Source organism: Streptomyces vastus, from assembly GCF_039532825.1.
Classification (GTDB): domain Bacteria; phylum Actinomycetota; class Actinomycetes; order Streptomycetales; family Streptomycetaceae; genus Streptomyces; species Streptomyces vastus.
On sequence record NZ_BAAASJ010000030.1, the window covers coordinates 1 to 16,732 of the forward strand.

Genomic DNA, 16,732 nt, shown 5'->3' on the forward strand with positions numbered 1-16,732 from the left:
ATCGGTAAGTTGCCTGCGCGTCACGACCATCTTCCTATCGGATCCGCCCTCCGAGCGGACCCGAATCGGCAAGATGATCACGACATCACACAGGCCCTAGCTCGTCCAGCACCAGGCGGCGCAGCTTGGCCCAGACCCGGGCCCGGCTCCACTCGCTGAACCGACGGTGCGCGGTCGGCCCTGACGGGCCGAACGATGGAGGCAGTTGCTTCCACGTACACCCTGACGTGGCCACGAACACAATCGCGGCCAACACCTCACGGTTCCCGTACCGCCGCCGGCCGCCACCCTGGGGCCGCGTCGGAGCGGGCGGCACCACCCGCTCGAACAGCTCCCACAACTCATCCGGCACCAGACGCTCCACGATGTCCACGATGTCCACGATGTCCACGACCGCAGGCTATCGAACACACCAAATGAGATCTTCTCTTAGCGGAGGGGTTCACCCACACAGACCTACCGGACCCACCCCTCAACTGTCAGGCAATCACCCGACATCGCCCAATCAAGTTCAGTAGCGAACCTGCCTGCGGCAAGAGGGTGTCTGCGCCGACTCACGCCACTCCCGTGCAGCCTTGGGGTTGCAACTCATGCCACGCGCCACGGCACCCTCAGCCCGCTGAGCGGCGAAGGATCGGCGCTCCCTCAGTTGCTCGACGGAGAGGCGGTCAGATCGGCATACCAGTTGTCGTAAAACTTCCAATGACTCATGGCCCCAGGGTGTCGACAACCGCCATCCAGGCGCTCACGTTCTTTACCCGCTACCTCGATGGGCCGGCACCCGGCCGCACCACAAGCGCACCAGATCAGGCGGGGAACAGCGGGGAACCACGGGGGAGGCCACACACCCCGGAGGAGGCCGCCATCTTGCCGTTCGCCCAGGTCAGCGCCCGAGCCGACCCCAAATGATCGCGCTTCCCAAGCTGAGGTACCAGTACGCTGCCACCGGCAGGCACCAGCACAGGCGAGGAGCGTCGTGGAGCTATCGCCACCGATGTTGAACCGTCTTGCGAACAGCAGCCTCGGAGCCGTCCCGGCGGCCGCTGCTGTTGCCTACGTAGCGCAAGCCAGTTCCGGCTTCTCGCGGCTCACGGCCTGTTTCGCTGTGATTGGGTTCGCGATCCTCGCCGTAAGGGGATACCGGCTCGGCGTGACGTGTGAGCGCGGGAGACTCTCAATCCGCGGCTACCTGCGCACACGCGTGATTACGCGAGAGCGCATCACAGAGATCACGGACTTCCCCGCCGTCAGGTGGACGGCTCGCAAGGGGGGCAAGCGATGGACCCCTATCACGGCGTTCATGACGAGCCCGAGCGAAGCCTCGGCAACCCGACTCCACAAGGCCCGTGTCACCAGCAAGTTGCGACGCTGGGCAGGACGCTGGTGACAGGCCAACGCGGGACCATCTCTCGATGAGCGCGCGGCCGGCGTAGCTGACTTTCGTGTCCGCACCGGGCCGTCTCTTTGCCGTCCAAGGCCGCTCAACAGTGGCCAACGACGACCACCAGGCGCACGAGCCCACAGCCCCTGAGCGGCGAAAACGCAGGTCATCAAGATTCCCGGCAAGACCCAGGGCAAGAAGACAGGTCGTTGCCCTCCGGTTCAGACCCTGCGGAGCCGGGATACGGGCGCAACGGGCGTCCGGAAGGAAAGACAAGGGATCTACCTACGGCCAGCAAAGATCCTGGAGTCAAGACGTTAAAGATCTTCTTCTCTAGAGCCTGCCCTATCTGCGGAGACGGGTGTCGCGCGCACCTCTCCTGTATCTAGTAGTTGTCACTAGTCATCATGGATATCTAATGCCCGCTCAGAGGCGCAACCGGGTCCAGAGCAGGTTTCGGTGACGGCGCCTCAGGCCGATGGCCTAGCGTGCATGCTGGGGCCATGCCACGGATCATTTTTCCACCGGCCGACGATCCCCTCCCGGATGGCGGCCTCTCCCAGGAGCGCAGCATCGCGGCGCTCCTGGACTCCTCAAAGCGGCGTAAGAGAGAGGTGCCCATCCGCCGGTCCCTCGTGCAACGTGTCGTCGAGGGAGACAGTGGAGACGCCAAGGCTCCGAGTCCGCTGAGCACACTGGTGCGCGCCCGCCGCGAGCGGGCGTTGGACCTGTACCTGCTCATGGCAGCTGTCACCACCGCAGCCCCGTATGACGTGACCGAGCGGTCCGAGCTTTGGGCCCGCTGCCTGGGCCACCACGCGCCGGGCGCCTCAGCCAGTGTCATGGTCTCACGCCTCTGGTTGCAGCTCGAGCAACTCGGTTTGATCAAAAGGTCCCAGAACGGCAAGTTCACCAAGATTACAAAGCTTATGGAGGACGGCACGAGCACCGCCTACCGTCCTCCCATCGGCCTGGCCGACGGCCCCCTAGAGGACATCTACTTCCGGCTACCGTTCCAGTACTGGGTCGATGGACTGCACGAGAAGCTGACCCTGTCAGGTAAGGCGCTGCTGCTCATATGCATGAGCCGACGCGATCCGCAGTTCTACATCCCCGAGGTGTTTGCGGACTGGTACGGGCTATCTCCGAAGACGATCCGCAAAGGGCGTCAGGAGCTGCTGACGGCGGGGGTTCTTACCACGGTTGGGTACGGCATCTACATCGACACTTCTCTGCCCACCCTTACGACGACCGCCGACAAATATTCCTTCCAGGCCCCCTACAACCTGAACGTCAGCAAGCGGGCCACAGCGGCTGACTGCTCCGCAGCTGACGACACCAAGGCCGAAGAAGACGGGCCGGCAGCACCCACTTCGGCCACAGACGAGCCACTGCTTCCGACCGTGGAGTTCCTAGTCCGCAAGGGCGAAGCAGGCTGAACCCCACCACCCAGGTGAGGACAAACGGCACTGGTCGCCGCCCAAAAGGCGGCGGCCCCCTGTTCCCGCAGGGAGCCGCCAGATGAAGCAACCAATCGCTCGACCCTCAGGAGGAGCCATCAGCAACACACTCAAGGCTACGGGCCAGCCCCGGAAGCCGTCGACTCTGCCCACCCGCGTGGGGCCTTGGCTGCGGAACGCTCGTGCCCGGTGGACATCGTCAACCCGGGGCCGCAACGTGCGCGCGCTGGGACGCACTGTCTGCCACGCACTCGTTCGCGGCATCGCTGCCGGACTCGGCACCACCGTGGTCTCTGGCATCGCGTGGTGGTTTCAGCACCGTTGATCCACGCACGAGCGGCACGAAGCCTCGGCCATCCCGCAAGGGAGGCCGAGGCCTGCGGAAAGGCCAGGCCAACACCGCTGTGTGTCTAACTGCGTGACAACCACAGCAGACAGCGCTGGACGACGTCGGACGAATACCGACTGCCTAAGCAGGTCCGCGGCACACTGCCCCTGTCCAGTCCCCTGCCCACGTTGCTTCGGGACAAAGAAGTCGTGGGCTCAGATCCCGCCACCCCAACAGTTGAAACACCAGGACAGGGGTCTGACCCGCATCGCGGGTCAGACCCCTGTCGGCCTCGCGCCAGCCTACAAGCGGCCTATAGCCAACCGCTGTCAGTCAGGACCCGCCCCGTAGAGCGTCAGCATCAGTGCCACAACGGCAACGCCGACCAAGAGCGCAGCGCCTAGCCGTTCGTCGCGCCGAGATTCACGCACAACGAAGCAGCCGACCAGGGCGATCAGGGCGAGAGTCAATGCGTCAGGCATTCACGCCTCCCGCCCGGCCGCTGCGCGGTCATCGACTCGACCGACAACAGGCGACTGAGCCGCTCGGAAACGGGACGTCTCCTCGCCATCCCGACTGTGACGCGCACGGCGACCGAGCCGCTTGAGTTTGCGGCGTACTCGCTCACCCAGAGCCTCGGCGTCACCCTGCACGTATGCCTGCGAAGTGAGGGCCAATACCGTGGCGGCCGCCTCGGTCCAACTCGACGTCCCCGAACGGCTCCAGGCGAGCGCGACTGCCCTCTCGATCGGGAACATCTGCTCCAGCACGACGAGCACACGCGGATCATCAGGCAGCGTCCCGGTAAGGATGTCGGCCGGGTCGGGCCCTCCAGCGACGAGGTCGGCGAGAGTCAGCCCATTCTCCAGAACGGGGACATCCAGGCTGAGCAGCCGCTCTCCGGCGCAGCGCCGACGCCACAGTGGCGTGAGCTGTCGGTGGATCTCCCTCACCTCATGCATCAGCCGGGAGAGAGCCCCCCGGCGGATGGTGCCGTGCGTGTACAGGGTGCTCGCCCAGTCGCCAAGGAGAGCCGTGGTCACCGGTTCCTGCCAGCGGGCTCCACGCCACAGGCCGAGGTCAGCGGCCATGAACTTCTCGATGAGCTCAGTGTTGCCGAGCGCCGCCTCGTTCCGTGCTTCCACGGCGCGTGCCGCGAGTCTGGCCTCACGGGCCTCCGCACTAGCCTCCGGAGAAGTGGGCTTGGCGGTGGTGGCCGTTCCAGCCCATGGGCTGTCGATCTCCCCCTCGGTCCAGGTCTGCACGATCTGCCAGGGTTCGAGTTTGGAGTTGTCCCGGAACAGGCGCCCTGCCAGCAGTCGTCCACCGTCCCTTTCGTTACCGAAGTAGAAGTAGGAGCTGTCGCGGACTCCCCCATCGCCCCCGTACGCAATGAGGTCGCCCTCACCCAGTACGGGGAGGCGGCGAGTGGACTGTGGATCAATGGGTACGGACTTCGGCTCGGGAAGAACCCGCCACCGCCTGACCAGGCCGTAGCGTGCGTATAAGGCGTCGAGATCCTCGGCTTCCTCCGTCTCCGACACGTTCGCCTCGCGGGGCGGGACGGTCTTAGGCGATGCCGCCACTTCCTGTGCCTGCGGTTCTTCGGGAGCTTCGGGCGTCATGGGTGGTCCTCCGGCAGTTGATGGGCGAGCCTGTCCCCTTTCGGGCCCCGGAACGCCCCGAACCGGCAATCCTCACCCCGGAATTTAGAGTGATCCGCATCACAGCACCGGAGGTCGTGCTGAGGTCTCCGGCCCGCCGCTCCATAGGCCTGGTCTTGGAGCGGTGCAGCGACGAATGACTCGTGCCAGACGCGTGCCAGATCGTGCGGGGAACCACAGGGAACAGCGGGGGAACCAATCGACCGTCTACCGCGCGTCTACGTCGCGCCGCCGCAGGTCAGGCCTGTAGGACGCTCTAGACGCCATGAGCTTCCCAAGCTGAGAGCGCGAGTTCGATTCTCGTCACCCGCTCCATGTGAAACCCCCAGGTCGGTGACCCGGGGGTTCTTTGTTGCCTATGTGCTCTGACCGTATAGGTTCGCCGGGAAGCTCGCGGTGTTCGGCATGGACGGGCCTCGCCAACCCTTCGTAGGCTGGTGATCGCCTACGAAGGGGGCGGGGTGAACGGCAATCCGCTGTATCACTGGATAGCGCTGGCAGTGTCCACGGTGCTCATGCTGCCGGTGCCGGTGGCGATTCTGGCGGGGTGGACACCGCCGTGGATGCGCAAGCGACAGGCCGGGATGCGGCTTCGCGCCTACGGCATTCTGTGCATCTACGCCCTCATGCTCGTCAACGGCATCCCCCGGATCGCCGACGCCTCATTCGAGACGGTCATGCTCTGGACGAACGTCGGCTTCGGCTTCACCGCCACCGCTGCGGTCCTGCTCCTGCTCTCGGCACGCAAGGATTCAGGCGCCCGGACAGCTGACCCAGTCGAACCTCGGGAAGGCTGAGAGACAGGTTTCCTCGCCTGCCGCGTCACGGGTTGGTCAGGCTGCTGGTGCGAGGGGGCCTCCGCCCCAGCGGATGCCTTTCTCGCTGCGGATGCGGGCGCGTTCCCTGTGCTGGGCAGCGAGTACGTCGGGGTGGCGGGCGTGGGCGTTGCGCCAGCGGAGGTAACGGTGCAGGGCCTGGGTCTGCACCGTGTGGTTCGGGTGGTGGGAGTTGGCCAGAGTGAACTGCCGCAGCGGGCCGAAGTGGGCTTCGATCGGGTTGGCCCATGAGGCGTAGGTCGGGGTGAAGCACAGCTTGACCCGGTTCTTCCTCGCCCAGCGCCGGATCTTGTCGCCCTTATGGGCGGACAGGTTGTCCAGGATCACGTAGATCGGTGCGCCGTCGGGGCGAGCGGGGTCGGGCGACTCCTTCCAGGTCTTGGTGCGTTGGAAGGTGATGCCGCGGCGCAGGAGCAGGCACCGTAAGGCTTCACGGCCGATGCGGATGAGGCGTCCGTGGACGCGGCGCAGGTAGGCGACCAGTTTGCGGATCGACCAGCGGGTGAAGGGCTGGCCGAGCTTGGCCGGGCGGGTGGTGGCCGTCGCCACGACGAAGTCCTCGTCATCAGGGCTGAGTAGGCGGGGACGGCCTCCCGCCCACCGAGGGTCCAGACAGGCCAGACCGATCTCGTTGAACCGATGGATCACATCCCGGACGGTGTCCTCGTCGGCCTGGACCAGCTGTGCGATCACCGGGACCCGGTTTCCGCCCGCAGAGGCCAGCAGCATCATCGCCCGCCGGTAGCGCACCGAGCTGGTACTGCCCCGGCGCACGATCTGCTGCAGCTTCTGCCCCCTCCTGATCGGTCAGTCTGCGCACCCGCACAGGCTCGGCCACCACACCTCCAACGGTCGGAACGAGTGACCACCCATCCAACCGCTCCGAAGGCCGACCCGGCGAACCTATGCGGACATGCAGAGTGTCCAGGGGGAGCAAGAACCGTCTGCCCGATGTGCGCGGCTGCGCACGCCTGGGTTGGTCTCGGCCACATCGTGTATGTGGCCTCTTCCGAGCAGCTCGCCACATGGCTTGGCGAGTTGGGGGTTCCCGCACCTCCAGTGCGCCCCCTGCCAGTCAACGAGGTCGCTCCCGGGGTGGTCGTTGAGGGGCCGGTCCCGGAACTGGTGTGTCGCCCGCTCCATACGCATCAGGGCCGGGCCGGAGGGTCATTCCTCCGGCCCGGCCCTGATCGTTTCAGGCGAGGCAGCGGGCGAGCAGCCACCGCGCTTCGTGTGCGGACAGGGTCAGCGAGTCCTCGCTCCCGGCATCGATGACCAGCACCACGTCGTCGGTCGGCCAATGAGCGGCCAGCTGCCGCAAGGTGACAGGCCGGTAGCAGGGCACCTGGGGGAAGGCCCTGAGCAGCCGCTCCTCCGAGGTGAAGACCATGACCGCGGGGGCGAAATTCACGCTTTCGATCACCGGCAGCACAAACCGCACGAACTCGCTGCGGTCACGCGTGTATCGGATTCCGCTGACCGCCGGGATCAACACATCACAACCTGCCAGCGCCTCCAACGCCCGGCTGTCGGGCGCTCTGGTCAGATCCCGCAGAGCGTCCCGTGCCACTGCCTCGAAGAGCTCGGCGGGGATCTCAGCCATGACGCCATACCCTTTGCTGGACGAGCCCGCCACTCGATAGACCGCCGCCTACCCGCGATCGGCCCGATCATGCGGGCAGACCGGTCTCGGCGGTGCCGTACGGGCCGTCTTCACAGGTGCCGTACGTCCGGAACACTCGAACCTGAGGCTGCGGGGCTAAGTGACCAGCCGTACCCAAAGGGGCATGCCGACGACCTCCCGCGCCTTCCGCCACTTCCGCCCGAAGGTGCTGCGCCGGAAGGGAGCGTCGCGGCTTCCCCGTGTCAGAAGCCCTCAGCTTGCTGTTCCTTCGGTAGGGCTGAACGGGGTTGCGTGCGCCGCCGAGGCGCCCGGAGTGCGACGTTCACGGCATCCGCGGGGTCGAGGCCATCGCGTGGTGGCGGAAACGGACGGACTGGGCGGCGCTCGCGCCTCGCGACGTGATGCATTTCCGCCAGCAGGAGCGGGGACACGACCAGGGACACGGCAGCCGTGATCGCCTCATTCGCGGCCCGTGCTCCGGGTGCGTCGAGTCGGGGCGGCCAGGAAGCCGGACGTACGCGCAATCACGATGGTCACGTGGCGGGTCCGGAGCCCGTCTCACGGCGGCCCGCGTCGCGGACCTCAACCAAGATGTGGCACGAACGAAGGTGACGGTGCGTCCGTGGGTGTTGGCCGCAGCACCGGGGTGGCCCACTCCGACGGTCAGGACACCGTCCGCTGCTGGAGCAGTTCGAGGGAGATGTGCGGGGACAGTGCGCGGAGGAAGTCGGGCGCGTCGAAGATTGCGCCGGCGGAGGCGACACCGACCGTGCGGGTCTCGCCGGTGAGGATGCGGTGGACCGCCTCCACCGCGAGCGGTGCGCTGACGGCGTAGATGTCCCGGCCACTTGCCACAGCGCGCCGTTCGATGCCGCCGGAGCGTACGACGGCGTCGACGAGGAAGGTCTGGTCGGACCGACCGTTCTCGTCGGCCGCGGTCGGCGCCGGTGTGTCCGGGGCCGAGAGGTCTCTGGCCGCTTCGGTCGCCATGTGGGTGCGCACCTCGGGGATGGAGAGGTGGCTGGGGATGGTGACCACGTCGGCCATCGTGAACTCCCCGACGACCTCCCTGGTGCCCATCGGGTCGGGGAAGGACCACGTCAGGAGCGTCGGCTCGTCGTCGTGGTACTCCAGCCGCCCGTCCGTGTAGCGGACACGCCGACCGCCTCGCCGCTCCCCGGAGACCGTGCCCGCGGTGTGGGTCCCGGGGGTGGGATGCCAACTGCTCAGCCCATAGGCGATGTTCGCTTCGTCGGCCGCCGTCCAGTCGCCCATCGCGGCGGTGGCCAGCAGGTCACCGAGGCCGCCGTAGAAGGCCATCGCGGGAACGATCACCGCTCCCGCCGCGCGGGCGCGGTCCGCGAAGTGCGTGAACGTGTCGCGGTTGGCCTCGATCTCGGCCGCCACATCGACGTACGGGATCCCGGCGCGCAGTGCCGCCTCGATCACGGGAGCGGCAGTCGTCGCGAAGGGCCCGGCGCAGTTGATCACGGCGTCGGCACCGTCCAGGGCGCGGTCGAGCGAGGCGGCGTCGGCAGAGGTGCCGAAGGTGGCCAGGGCGACACAGTACGCCTGCCCCGCGTAGGGCCCTTTGCTGGCGAGCAGGAGATCGCCGAGACGTTCCCGGAACTCGGTCCTGCCGGCAACAGCGATGAGCCAGGCTGCCGTTGAGCTCTCGCGCCATCCTCGGTCGAGCAGCATGCCCAGTTCACGAGGAGCAAATCTCATTGGCGGCCTTGCCCAACTTCCGCAAGAACCTGGTCCGGCCGCGCCCACTCATACCGAGAAGGGCACCGCCGAGTTTGAGATACCGGCGGTCGGTTCTGACGTAGCGGCGGATCAACTTGAGCAGTTCGTGCTCATCATCGGTGCGGCGCATGGGCAGCATCCTCGTATGGCCGAAGCCGTCAGACCAGCAATCCGGCCGGTCGGACGCCTCAGCACTGCGTGTCCATCCGTCTCATTTTCCGTCTCATTCAGCACCGTTCACGGCCGTTCAGACGGGACCCGAAGCCTTCGCAGCGCCGACGCTCAGCCGCCAACGAACCCAGGTGAACGCCCCCGCACGCAGCCCACCACCGCACCACCACAGTTGGAAAGCGTGCGCCTTCCCTCGCGTCATGGGCGGGGTCGTCAGGCTGTGGTGTCGGGCCGTTTGGCCCTACCGGCCGCTGGCGGCTGCGGTTAGCGTCTTGTGCGTGACCGGAGCCAGTCGAGCACGCGGGAGGTCGCCGTGTCTGTCGGGCAACGGGCGAAAACACCGTGGCTCCCGCCGCGTTGGTTCATCCGTCTGGCCTGGTCGGCGCACCGGGGCGTATACCGGGTCTTCAGAGGGCGAGTCGGGCTGTGGCGGCCACGTGCCAACAGCTGGGGCACCCTGCGGCTGACCACCACCGGGCGCCGCACGGGCCGGCCGCGCAGCGTCATCATCGGGTATTTCGAGGACGGCCCGAACCTGGTCTCGCTCGCGATGAACGGGTGGGGTGAGGGCGAGCCGGCCTGGTGGCACAACCTGCAGGCGCACCCGGACGCGACCGTCGATTTGGTCGACGGGCCGCGGCTGGTGCACGGTCACGCCGCCACGGGCGACGAACGGTTGCGGCTGTGGACGCGGTGGCGCGAGATCGACAAGAACCTGGACGCCTACGCTGCGCGCCGACCGTCCGACACGGCGGTGGTGGTCCTGGAACCCACAGTCGGCACACCCGACCCGTCGCAGGGCAGCTGATCAACTGACGCCCCACCCTCTGGCTGGTGCCTCAAGGGTGACGGCGCCCACGATGCCGTGCTCGATATCGCCCGTCTGCGAGCATTCGCTGCTCCGCCCGCACCACAAGCGCACCAGACGGAGCGGAGAACAGCGGGGAATCACTGAGCTGCTGACCGGAGCCGTCGCCCACCGCGAACTGGAGACCGCCGGCTCAGTCAGCGACGTCCTCGTCCGGCGCCTGCGCCGCATCGCCGACCTGCCCACCGGCGCGGTCGAACCACCTTCCACTCGGCCCGCGCGCCACAACGCCGCGGCCTCGTCTCCGGGCGCCGCTCGGCTCACCGGTCAAGGAGGCGCACCGCAGGGACACCGCAGGTAACCCCGCTGCGGAGGTGCCTTTCGGTCATTGTTCGACCTGGGAGCCTCCGTGCGCGTCTTGTGCAGGTTTGTTGCGGCATGGCGCGCAGCGGCTGACCGTCTCCGCCGGGCAGCCGCGGCCGGAAGGCGATCGCGGCCAAGCTCGATTTTGATTGCCGATAACACCGAGGTGCTAGTTGCTGATCTTCCCCGTGCGCATCGGATCGCACCCCTGTCGCGGTCGGCGGTCCGCGGTGGGGGCCACGTCCACCGGCCATCAGCTGCGCCTTTCCTTCCATGGCGCGCGAGCCCGAACGAAGAACGGTAGAAGTGGTGTAAGGGGCCGACAGAACTGGTTCGGGGGGGCCACACGGAGAGGTGTCCCCAGGGGCAGAACGGGCGATGATCGACATGCGCGATGCCACCCCGCTCAACGACGACTCCGGCACTGTCCCGAATCGGGCTGACTCCGCCACGGCCGTCATCGACGCCCAGGGGATCGTGACGGGCTGGAGTGCGGGTGCCGAGCGCCTGCTCGGCTACCCGCGTCAGGCGGCCATCGGGCGCTCCGTGATCCGTCTGCTCGGTGTGGACGCGGACATGGTGAGGAGTCTTCGCGTGGCTCTCGGTGGGCGGAGCACGACGACCCTGCTCCGGCACCGGGACGGTCAGCATGTGGAGGTGCAGCTGCGGGCGTATCCCTGGTTCGACGGCGAGGGCCATGCTCAGCAGCTCGTCGTGGCGACGCCACCGGAGCGGCCGCAACCCGACCTGGCGACGGCGGAGGAGGCGTTCGCACAGTGCCATCTGCCTGTGATGGTGTACGACTCCGAGCTGCGGGCCGTACGGGCGAGCGTCGGCGCCGAACGGGAGCTCGGCCTGAGCGAGGAGCAGATGCGCGGTCGGCGTGTCACCGACATCCTGCCGCCCCACATCTGCCATGCGGTCGAGGACGGCATGCGCCGGGTGTTCATGACAGGGGAGGCCGAGCAGTTCCATGTGCGTGGCAGAGCCCGGCCCGAAGCTCGCGAGGGGGTCTGGTCCATCACCGTGTCCCCGCTCAGGAGTCCGGCAGGGCAGGTGCGGCTCCTGGAGCTGTCCGCCCTCGACGTCACCGACCAGCACCTGGCCCGGGAGCGGCTCGCACTGCTGAACGACGTCAGCGCGCAGGTGGGCAGCACCCTGGATGTGATGCGTACGGCTCAGGAGATGGCCGACGTGGCGGTGGGCCGGCTAGCCGACTTCGTCACCATCGACCTGCTGGACTCCCTGTTCCGCGGAGTCGAGCCGACGCCTTCCGCGACAGGCACGGTGGCCCTGCGCCGAGCGGCGCAACAGTCCGTCCTGCCCGGCGTGCCCGAGGCATTGGCCCGGCCGGGAGACGTGGACGAATACCCCGACTACACACCCCCCGTCCGCTGCCTGGCGACCGGCAGACCCTCGGTGCACCGTACCGTGGACGAAAACTACGAGGACTGGCAGCAGGCCGATCCCCAACGGGCGGAAGTGGTCCGGGCGTTCGGAATCCACTCGGTCATGGTCATTCCGTTGCGCGCCCGCGGCATCACCCTCGGCGTCGCGGTCCTCGCCCGGCACCGGCGCGAGGAGACCTTCGCCCAGGACGACGTGCTCCTGGCGGAGGACATCGGTGCGCGGGCCGCCGTGGCCGTGGACAACGCCCGCCGTTACACCCTCGAACGCGAGACCGCGCTGGCCCTGCAGCGCAGCCTCCTTCCCCGCCGGCTCGCCGCCCAGGAAGCGGTGGAGGTGGCTTATCGCTATCTTCCGGCCCGTACGCGGGCGGGACTGGGCGGCGACTGGTTCGATGTGATCCCCCTGTCGGGCGCCAGGGTCGCACTGGTCGTGGGCGACGTGGTGGGCCATGGGCTGAGGGCATCGGCCACCATGGGACGCCTCCGGACCGCGGTGCGCACCCTGGCCGATGTCGACGTTCCCGCCGACGAACTCCTCACCCAGCTCGACGACCTGGTCACCCAGGTGGCGGCCGAGGAGGAGACCACTGCGGGCCACCACGATCCCGACCTCGGCCTCCCCACCGGTCTCGTCGCCACGTGCCTGTACGTGGTCTACGATCCGGTCTCGCGCCGTTGTACTGCCGCCACCGCGGGCCACCCGCCGCCCGCCGTCGTCACGTCGGCCGGCAAGGTGGACTTCGCCGACGTTCCTCCCGGCCCTCCGCTGGGCGTGGGTGGTCTGCCCTTCGAGACCGTCGAGTGGGAACTGCCTCCGGGCAGCCTCCTCGCGCTGTACACGGACGGCCTCGTCCAGGGCGAGGAGCATGATCTGGGCAGCGGCCTCTCGCGGCTGCGCCGGTGCCTCGAGCAGCCCTCCGGATCGCTGGAGGCCACCTGCGGCGACCTGATCCGGACTCTGCTGCCCGCACAGCCCCAGGACGACGTCGCCCTGCTCGTCGCCCGCACCCGGGCCCTCGACACGAGCCGCGTCGCCACTTGGGACCTGCCGTCCGACCCCGCCGCGGTGGCCGGCGCCCGTGCGGAGGTGCTGGCCCGGCTGGCCGCGTGGCACCTGGACGACGTGGCGTTCACCGCCGAACTGGTGGTGAGCGAACTCATCACGAACGCGATCCGCTACGGGCAACCGCCCATCCAGTTGCGTCTGATCCGCGAGGCCGCGCTCATCTGCGAAGTGTCGGACAGCAGCAGCACCGCCCCGCACCTGCGACGGGCCCGCACCTTCGACGAGGGCGGCCGCGGCCTGCTGCTCGTCGCCCAGTTCGCCCAGCGCTGGGGTACGCGCCATCGTGCCGAGGGGAAGACCATCTGGGCGGAGATCGAACTGCCCGGCCCACGGGCATGACGGCGCCGACCGGCCTGGCGTGGCACTTTGCTGCGGGTCTGGCCCCCACCGACTGGTCGGCAGAGTAGTGGGCACTCGCTCGCCCCCGCCCCACTCGAATGCGGGCACTGGGCACCAGCGACTCAGGAGTGGTACCGCGCGCCGATGATGTGGGACCACCCGACTGGAAAGGGAGCCAGCCCATGGCTGCCGAAGAACGCCGCGAGGTCATTCTGCGGATCGGGCCTGGTGAAACCGTCGAAGAGTTCACCCGCCGCGTCGTCGGCACCTCACCGTCGCCCAGCCCGGAGGTCATGGTTCGGCTGCGGATTCTGCTCGTGCAGGCACGGGGACAGACGAGTGCGATACCCCTCGCACACACGCTGTTCGGTGGGGGGACGCGCACTACACCCGCACCAAGGGTGCGGGCGTAGTGGCCGATGGCCGGGTCGTCGCCGGACGTCAGGCGTTGCGGCAGGTGTCGGGCACAGACGTGGCGGTGGTGCCCTCCGGGAGGTAGAAGTCGATCACGGCGACCGGGGCGCCGGAGCTGACGTTGCCGACCCAGGCCGGGCCGTGGTTGACGAAACGGAGGTCTCTTCAGGGGCAGTCGTACGTGAAGTGGGTGGTGACCGTGCGGTGGGCGGGGGACTGGATCCGTAGTTCGGCCCCTGCCGTGTAGTGGCCCTTGCCCTGGAAGGTCCACAGCAGGTGCAGACGTGCCTGTCGCTGGCCCCGGGCCACCACTTCGCGCAGGACGCCCGAGGCGGTGCCGTCACTTCGGATCCAGCGGTAGGAGAGCGTGCCCGGCCGGCCGTTCGTGGCGACGAGGGCGACTATGTCCGCTGTGCCGTCGCATCCCAGATCCGTCGGCCGGGCCGTGACCGCCGCCGTACGCACCGCGACGGAGGGCCCGAGGCGCTGCCAGGCGAGGAAGGCGATGACGGCGATCAGCACGAGCGCGGGCAGAGCGTGTCTTCGCAGACGTCGGCGCGGGGGCACGCGAGGCGGCGGCACGGCGGGCAGCGTCCTGTGGGTACGGTGCGCGACGGCGGCTGTCACGCCCGGGCCGAAACGCAGCACGGTGCCTTCGGCGCGGTCGGGCAGCGTCGGCGGCGGCAGGATCCCCGTGGAGGGCGGCCCGGGGAAAGTGGTGTCCGGCTCGGGCCTCTGGATCCAGTGGCTGGCCAGCACCGTGGCGCTGTACTCGGCGTCGGCGGAGCCGAGTTCGTCGCTCGGGGCGTGTTCGTCGGTGGGGCCGAGGTGGAGGGTGGTGTGGTCGTCGGCCGGGTCGAGCACCCGGATTTCGTCGGCGGAGCCGAGCACCTGGGTGGGCTCCCAGTCCTCGGCAGACGCGGGAGTGCGGTCGTTGTGAGCGCTCATCCGATGACACACCCCCTGGTCAGAAGCTGCTGCGAGGCGCCGCCGTCGGCGGAGGCCGGAGTGGTCGTGGCCTGCACCGTCCAGTAACAGCCCTTGCCCTGGAAGGTGTGATCGACGGTGAGCGTGTACTGGGTGGCGCCGCTGCGCTCGAACGTCTGGGACGCACCGTCCGGGGTGCCGAGCTGTCCCCCGGCGTCGCCCGTGGACCACGAGACGGTGATGGAGAGCGGTCCGGTGCCGTCCGTGGTGATGTCGATCGTTGCCGAGGCGGTCGTCGGACCCGTCTGCTGGAAGCCCGACACAGCGACGTCCTTGACGGCGGGAGCAGCCGGTGCGGTGGGAGCAGCCGGCGCGGTGGGGGCAGCGGTCGTCGGCGTCGCCTCGGGGGTCGCCGCGCTGGGTGTCGTCGTCTCCGGGTCCGGGTCCGTGGTGGCGGCGGATGCCGAGGGCTCGCCGGTGCCGGCCGTCGCCGAGTCCGAGGGCGACAGACTGGGGGACACGGTGGACGTCGGGGGCGGCGGGGACGGCGGGGACGAGTTCGCCGACGCGGTCGGCGGAGCGATGAGCTCTCCCGACTCCACACCGGGCTGGGCTCTGGTGGTGGCCAGGGCCTGCGCCGCCTGCTGCGGATCCGCTCCCAGCGGAGTGTGCTGGATGCCGTAGGTCAGGACGACGGCCAGCAGCACGGCCGCACCGGCCACCAGCATCCCTGGCAGGCCGGGACGCCACGACTGCGCCCGGCCGAGGCCCGGTTCGCGACTCAGGAGCGTGCGTGCGGTGTCCGTCGTGGTACGTGGGGCACTGCGTGCCGAGGGCAGCAGCAGCGGCAGCAGGGCCACCAGCGCGGCTAGCCGACCGCGGCCGCGTTCCTCCCAGTCGGGCCCGTAGGCGGCGCCGGCCACCGCCTCCAGTTCAGTGACGAACTCCTCGGCGTGTGTGGGCCGTTCCCGCGGGTCCTTGGCCAGACCACGCCGGACCAGCTCCCGCACCGCCTCGGGGGCCTCCTCGGCGGGGACGGGCGTGTCGACGTGCTGCAGCGCGAGTTCGGCGAGATTCTCACCCGAGTACGGCTTATGGCCCGTCAGGCACTCGAAGAAGGTGGCCGTGGCCGCGTACACGTCGGCGGCGGGAGAGGCGGGCGCGCCGGTCCACTGCTCCGGGGCCATGTAGGCGGGGGTTCCCGCAACGCCGACGCTGGTGCCGGCGTCCACCGCGATCCCGAAGTCGACCAGCTTGGACGATCCGTCCGGTACGACCAGGACGTTCGCCGGTTTGTAGTCGCGGTGGACGACGCCGATGCGGTGCGCGTCGGCCAGGCCGAGCAACGACCCTTTGAGGACCACGAGCGCGGCCTCGGGATCGAGCGGGCTCTCCCTGGTCAGCAGGGCCCGCAACGAGACACCGTCCACCAGCTCCATCACGATGGCGGCGCCGTCCGGGCTCTCGACGTACTCGTACAACCCGGTGACGTACGGGCTCTCCAGGCCGCCGAGCAGCCGCGCCTCCGCCCTGAAGTCGCGTACGAAGCCCGGCCGGGTGCGCAGTGACTCGCTGAGGTACTTCACCGCGACCGGCACGCCCGTCTCCTCGTGCACGGCCAGGACGACCCGCCCGCTCGCCCCTGATCCGAGCTCCAGTGACTCGGTGTATCCGGGCACTCCCCATGTGTTCATCCCAGCCCCCCCAAGGCCGCACGTGCTACCGGAAACTCACGCGCCCCGGAGCTTCGGCCACGCGTCCAAAGACACGTTTTCAGCCACCGCGGTTGCGGTGCGACATCCGGTATCCCCGTTCCGGACACCGGCAGCCGGGATATCGGAGGGAGCACCACTGGATAGTGCCTCAGAACCTGCACAGATCGACCCGGAACGCCGGTAACAGTCCGGCGCACGGCCCGCGTCACACGCGGGTGCGCGACCGGTCCGACCCGTTTCCTGCCGCTTTTGCCGCGGCTGCGGAGTGAATCACGGGTGGCTGAAAAGATCACACGTGGGCCCGGTACCCGCTTTCCGGCGGCAGGCCGGACGGCGCCTGGCATGCACGTGGCTCCCAAGCCACGTCACCGCAGCTGCATACCCCAGGATGCGCAGCATGAGAAATAAATCCGTGATCGACCTCGACGATCAGCTGGTCTCGGGCGGCGCCGGGCGCCGGCCCTCACCCGCCTGCGCG

Annotated in this window: 12 protein-coding genes and 3 pseudogenes; 7 read left to right on the top strand and 8 right to left on the bottom strand. The window is 68.6% G+C overall.

Annotation, left to right across the window (positions count from 1 at the left end; all coding sequences use genetic code 11):
- Positions 1-94: 94 nt before the first annotated feature.
- Positions 95-376, bottom strand: a pseudogene (locus ABD357_RS13525) (transposase); the annotation flags it as partial.
- 1,508 nt (positions 377-1,884) lie between these two features.
- Here ABD357_RS13525 and ABD357_RS13530 point away from each other — a divergent pair.
- Positions 1,885-2,820, top strand: coding sequence for a hypothetical protein (locus ABD357_RS13530; protein WP_344390068.1), 936 nt, complete (start codon positions 1,885-1,887; stop codon positions 2,818-2,820).
- 831 nt (positions 2,821-3,651) lie between these two features.
- On the opposite strand, the gene ABD357_RS13535 is transcribed toward ABD357_RS13530, so the two are convergent.
- Complete coding sequence (locus ABD357_RS13535; protein ID WP_344390069.1) at positions 3,652-4,794, bottom strand: hypothetical protein; 1,143 nt, start codon at positions 4,792-4,794, stop codon at positions 3,652-3,654.
- 476 nt (positions 4,795-5,270) lie between these two features.
- Here ABD357_RS13535 and ABD357_RS13540 point away from each other — a divergent pair, with 476 nt between their 5' ends.
- Positions 5,271-5,630, top strand: a complete 360-nt coding sequence (locus ABD357_RS13540; protein ID WP_344390070.1) for a hypothetical protein — start codon at positions 5,271-5,273, stop codon at positions 5,628-5,630.
- 36 nt (positions 5,631-5,666) lie between these two features.
- Here the strand turns inward: ABD357_RS13540 and ABD357_RS13545 are convergent.
- Positions 5,667-6,507: pseudogene (locus ABD357_RS13545) on the bottom strand (helix-turn-helix domain-containing protein).
- Positions 6,508-6,614: 107 nt separating this feature from the next.
- Between ABD357_RS13545 and ABD357_RS13550 the strand changes: the two are divergent.
- A pseudogene (locus ABD357_RS13550) lies at positions 6,615-6,812 on the top strand (tRNA-specific adenosine deaminase); the annotation flags it as partial.
- Between the two features lie 52 nt (positions 6,813-6,864).
- Here the strand turns inward: ABD357_RS13550 and ABD357_RS13555 are convergent.
- The 3 genes from ABD357_RS13555 to ABD357_RS13565 all read right to left on the bottom strand — a co-directional run bounded on the left by ABD357_RS13555 (position 6,865) and on the right by ABD357_RS13565 (position 9,172).
- The gene (locus ABD357_RS13555) at positions 6,865-7,272 is read right to left on the bottom strand and encodes an SseB family protein (RefSeq protein ID WP_344390071.1); all 408 of its coding nucleotides are present in this window, start codon (positions 7,270-7,272) and stop codon (positions 6,865-6,867) included.
- 684 nt (positions 7,273-7,956) lie between these two features.
- Positions 7,957-8,994 carry a DUF6000 family protein gene (locus tag ABD357_RS13560; protein ID WP_344390073.1) on the bottom strand — a complete coding sequence of 346 codons (1,038 nt, stop codon included), beginning with the start codon at positions 8,992-8,994 and terminating at the stop codon, positions 7,957-7,959.
- A 7-nt stretch (positions 8,995-9,001) separates the two neighbouring features.
- Positions 9,002-9,172 carry a DUF6000 family protein gene (locus tag ABD357_RS13565; RefSeq protein ID WP_344390074.1) on the bottom strand — a complete coding sequence of 57 codons (171 nt, stop codon included), beginning with the start codon at positions 9,170-9,172 and terminating at the stop codon, positions 9,002-9,004.
- A gap of 354 nt (positions 9,173-9,526) precedes the next feature.
- Between ABD357_RS13565 and ABD357_RS13570 the strand changes: the two genes are divergently transcribed.
- From ABD357_RS13570 to ABD357_RS13585, 4 genes are all read left to right on the top strand, one after another.
- Positions 9,527-10,021 (top strand): nitroreductase/quinone reductase family protein, encoded by a 495-nt coding sequence (locus ABD357_RS13570; protein WP_344390075.1) that lies wholly within the window; start codon positions 9,527-9,529, stop codon positions 10,019-10,021.
- A gap of 52 nt (positions 10,022-10,073) precedes the next feature.
- Positions 10,074-10,382, top strand: a complete 309-nt coding sequence (locus ABD357_RS13575) for a hypothetical protein (protein WP_344390076.1) — start codon at positions 10,074-10,076, stop codon at positions 10,380-10,382.
- Between the two features lie 389 nt (positions 10,383-10,771).
- Positions 10,772-13,198 (top strand): SpoIIE family protein phosphatase, encoded by a 2,427-nt coding sequence (locus ABD357_RS13580; protein WP_344390077.1) that lies wholly within the window; start codon positions 10,772-10,774, stop codon positions 13,196-13,198.
- Between the two features lie 182 nt (positions 13,199-13,380).
- Positions 13,381-13,611, top strand: a complete 231-nt coding sequence (locus ABD357_RS13585; protein ID WP_344390078.1) for a hypothetical protein — start codon at positions 13,381-13,383, stop codon at positions 13,609-13,611.
- Between the two features lie 166 nt (positions 13,612-13,777).
- Here the strand turns inward: ABD357_RS13585 and ABD357_RS13590 are convergent, their stop codons facing one another.
- Together ABD357_RS13590 and ABD357_RS13595 are read right to left on the bottom strand one after the other, a co-directional pair.
- Entirely contained in the window at positions 13,778-14,560 is a 783-nt protein-coding gene (locus tag ABD357_RS13590; RefSeq protein WP_344390080.1) for a hypothetical protein, read from the bottom strand.
- Positions 14,557-16,233: a serine/threonine-protein kinase gene (locus ABD357_RS13595; protein ID WP_344390081.1), complete on the bottom strand. Its 1,677-nt coding sequence runs from the start codon at positions 16,231-16,233 to the stop codon at positions 14,557-14,559. Before ABD357_RS13595 ends, ABD357_RS13590 begins: the two co-directional genes overlap by 4 nt.
- Positions 16,234-16,732: the final 499 nt, after the last annotated feature.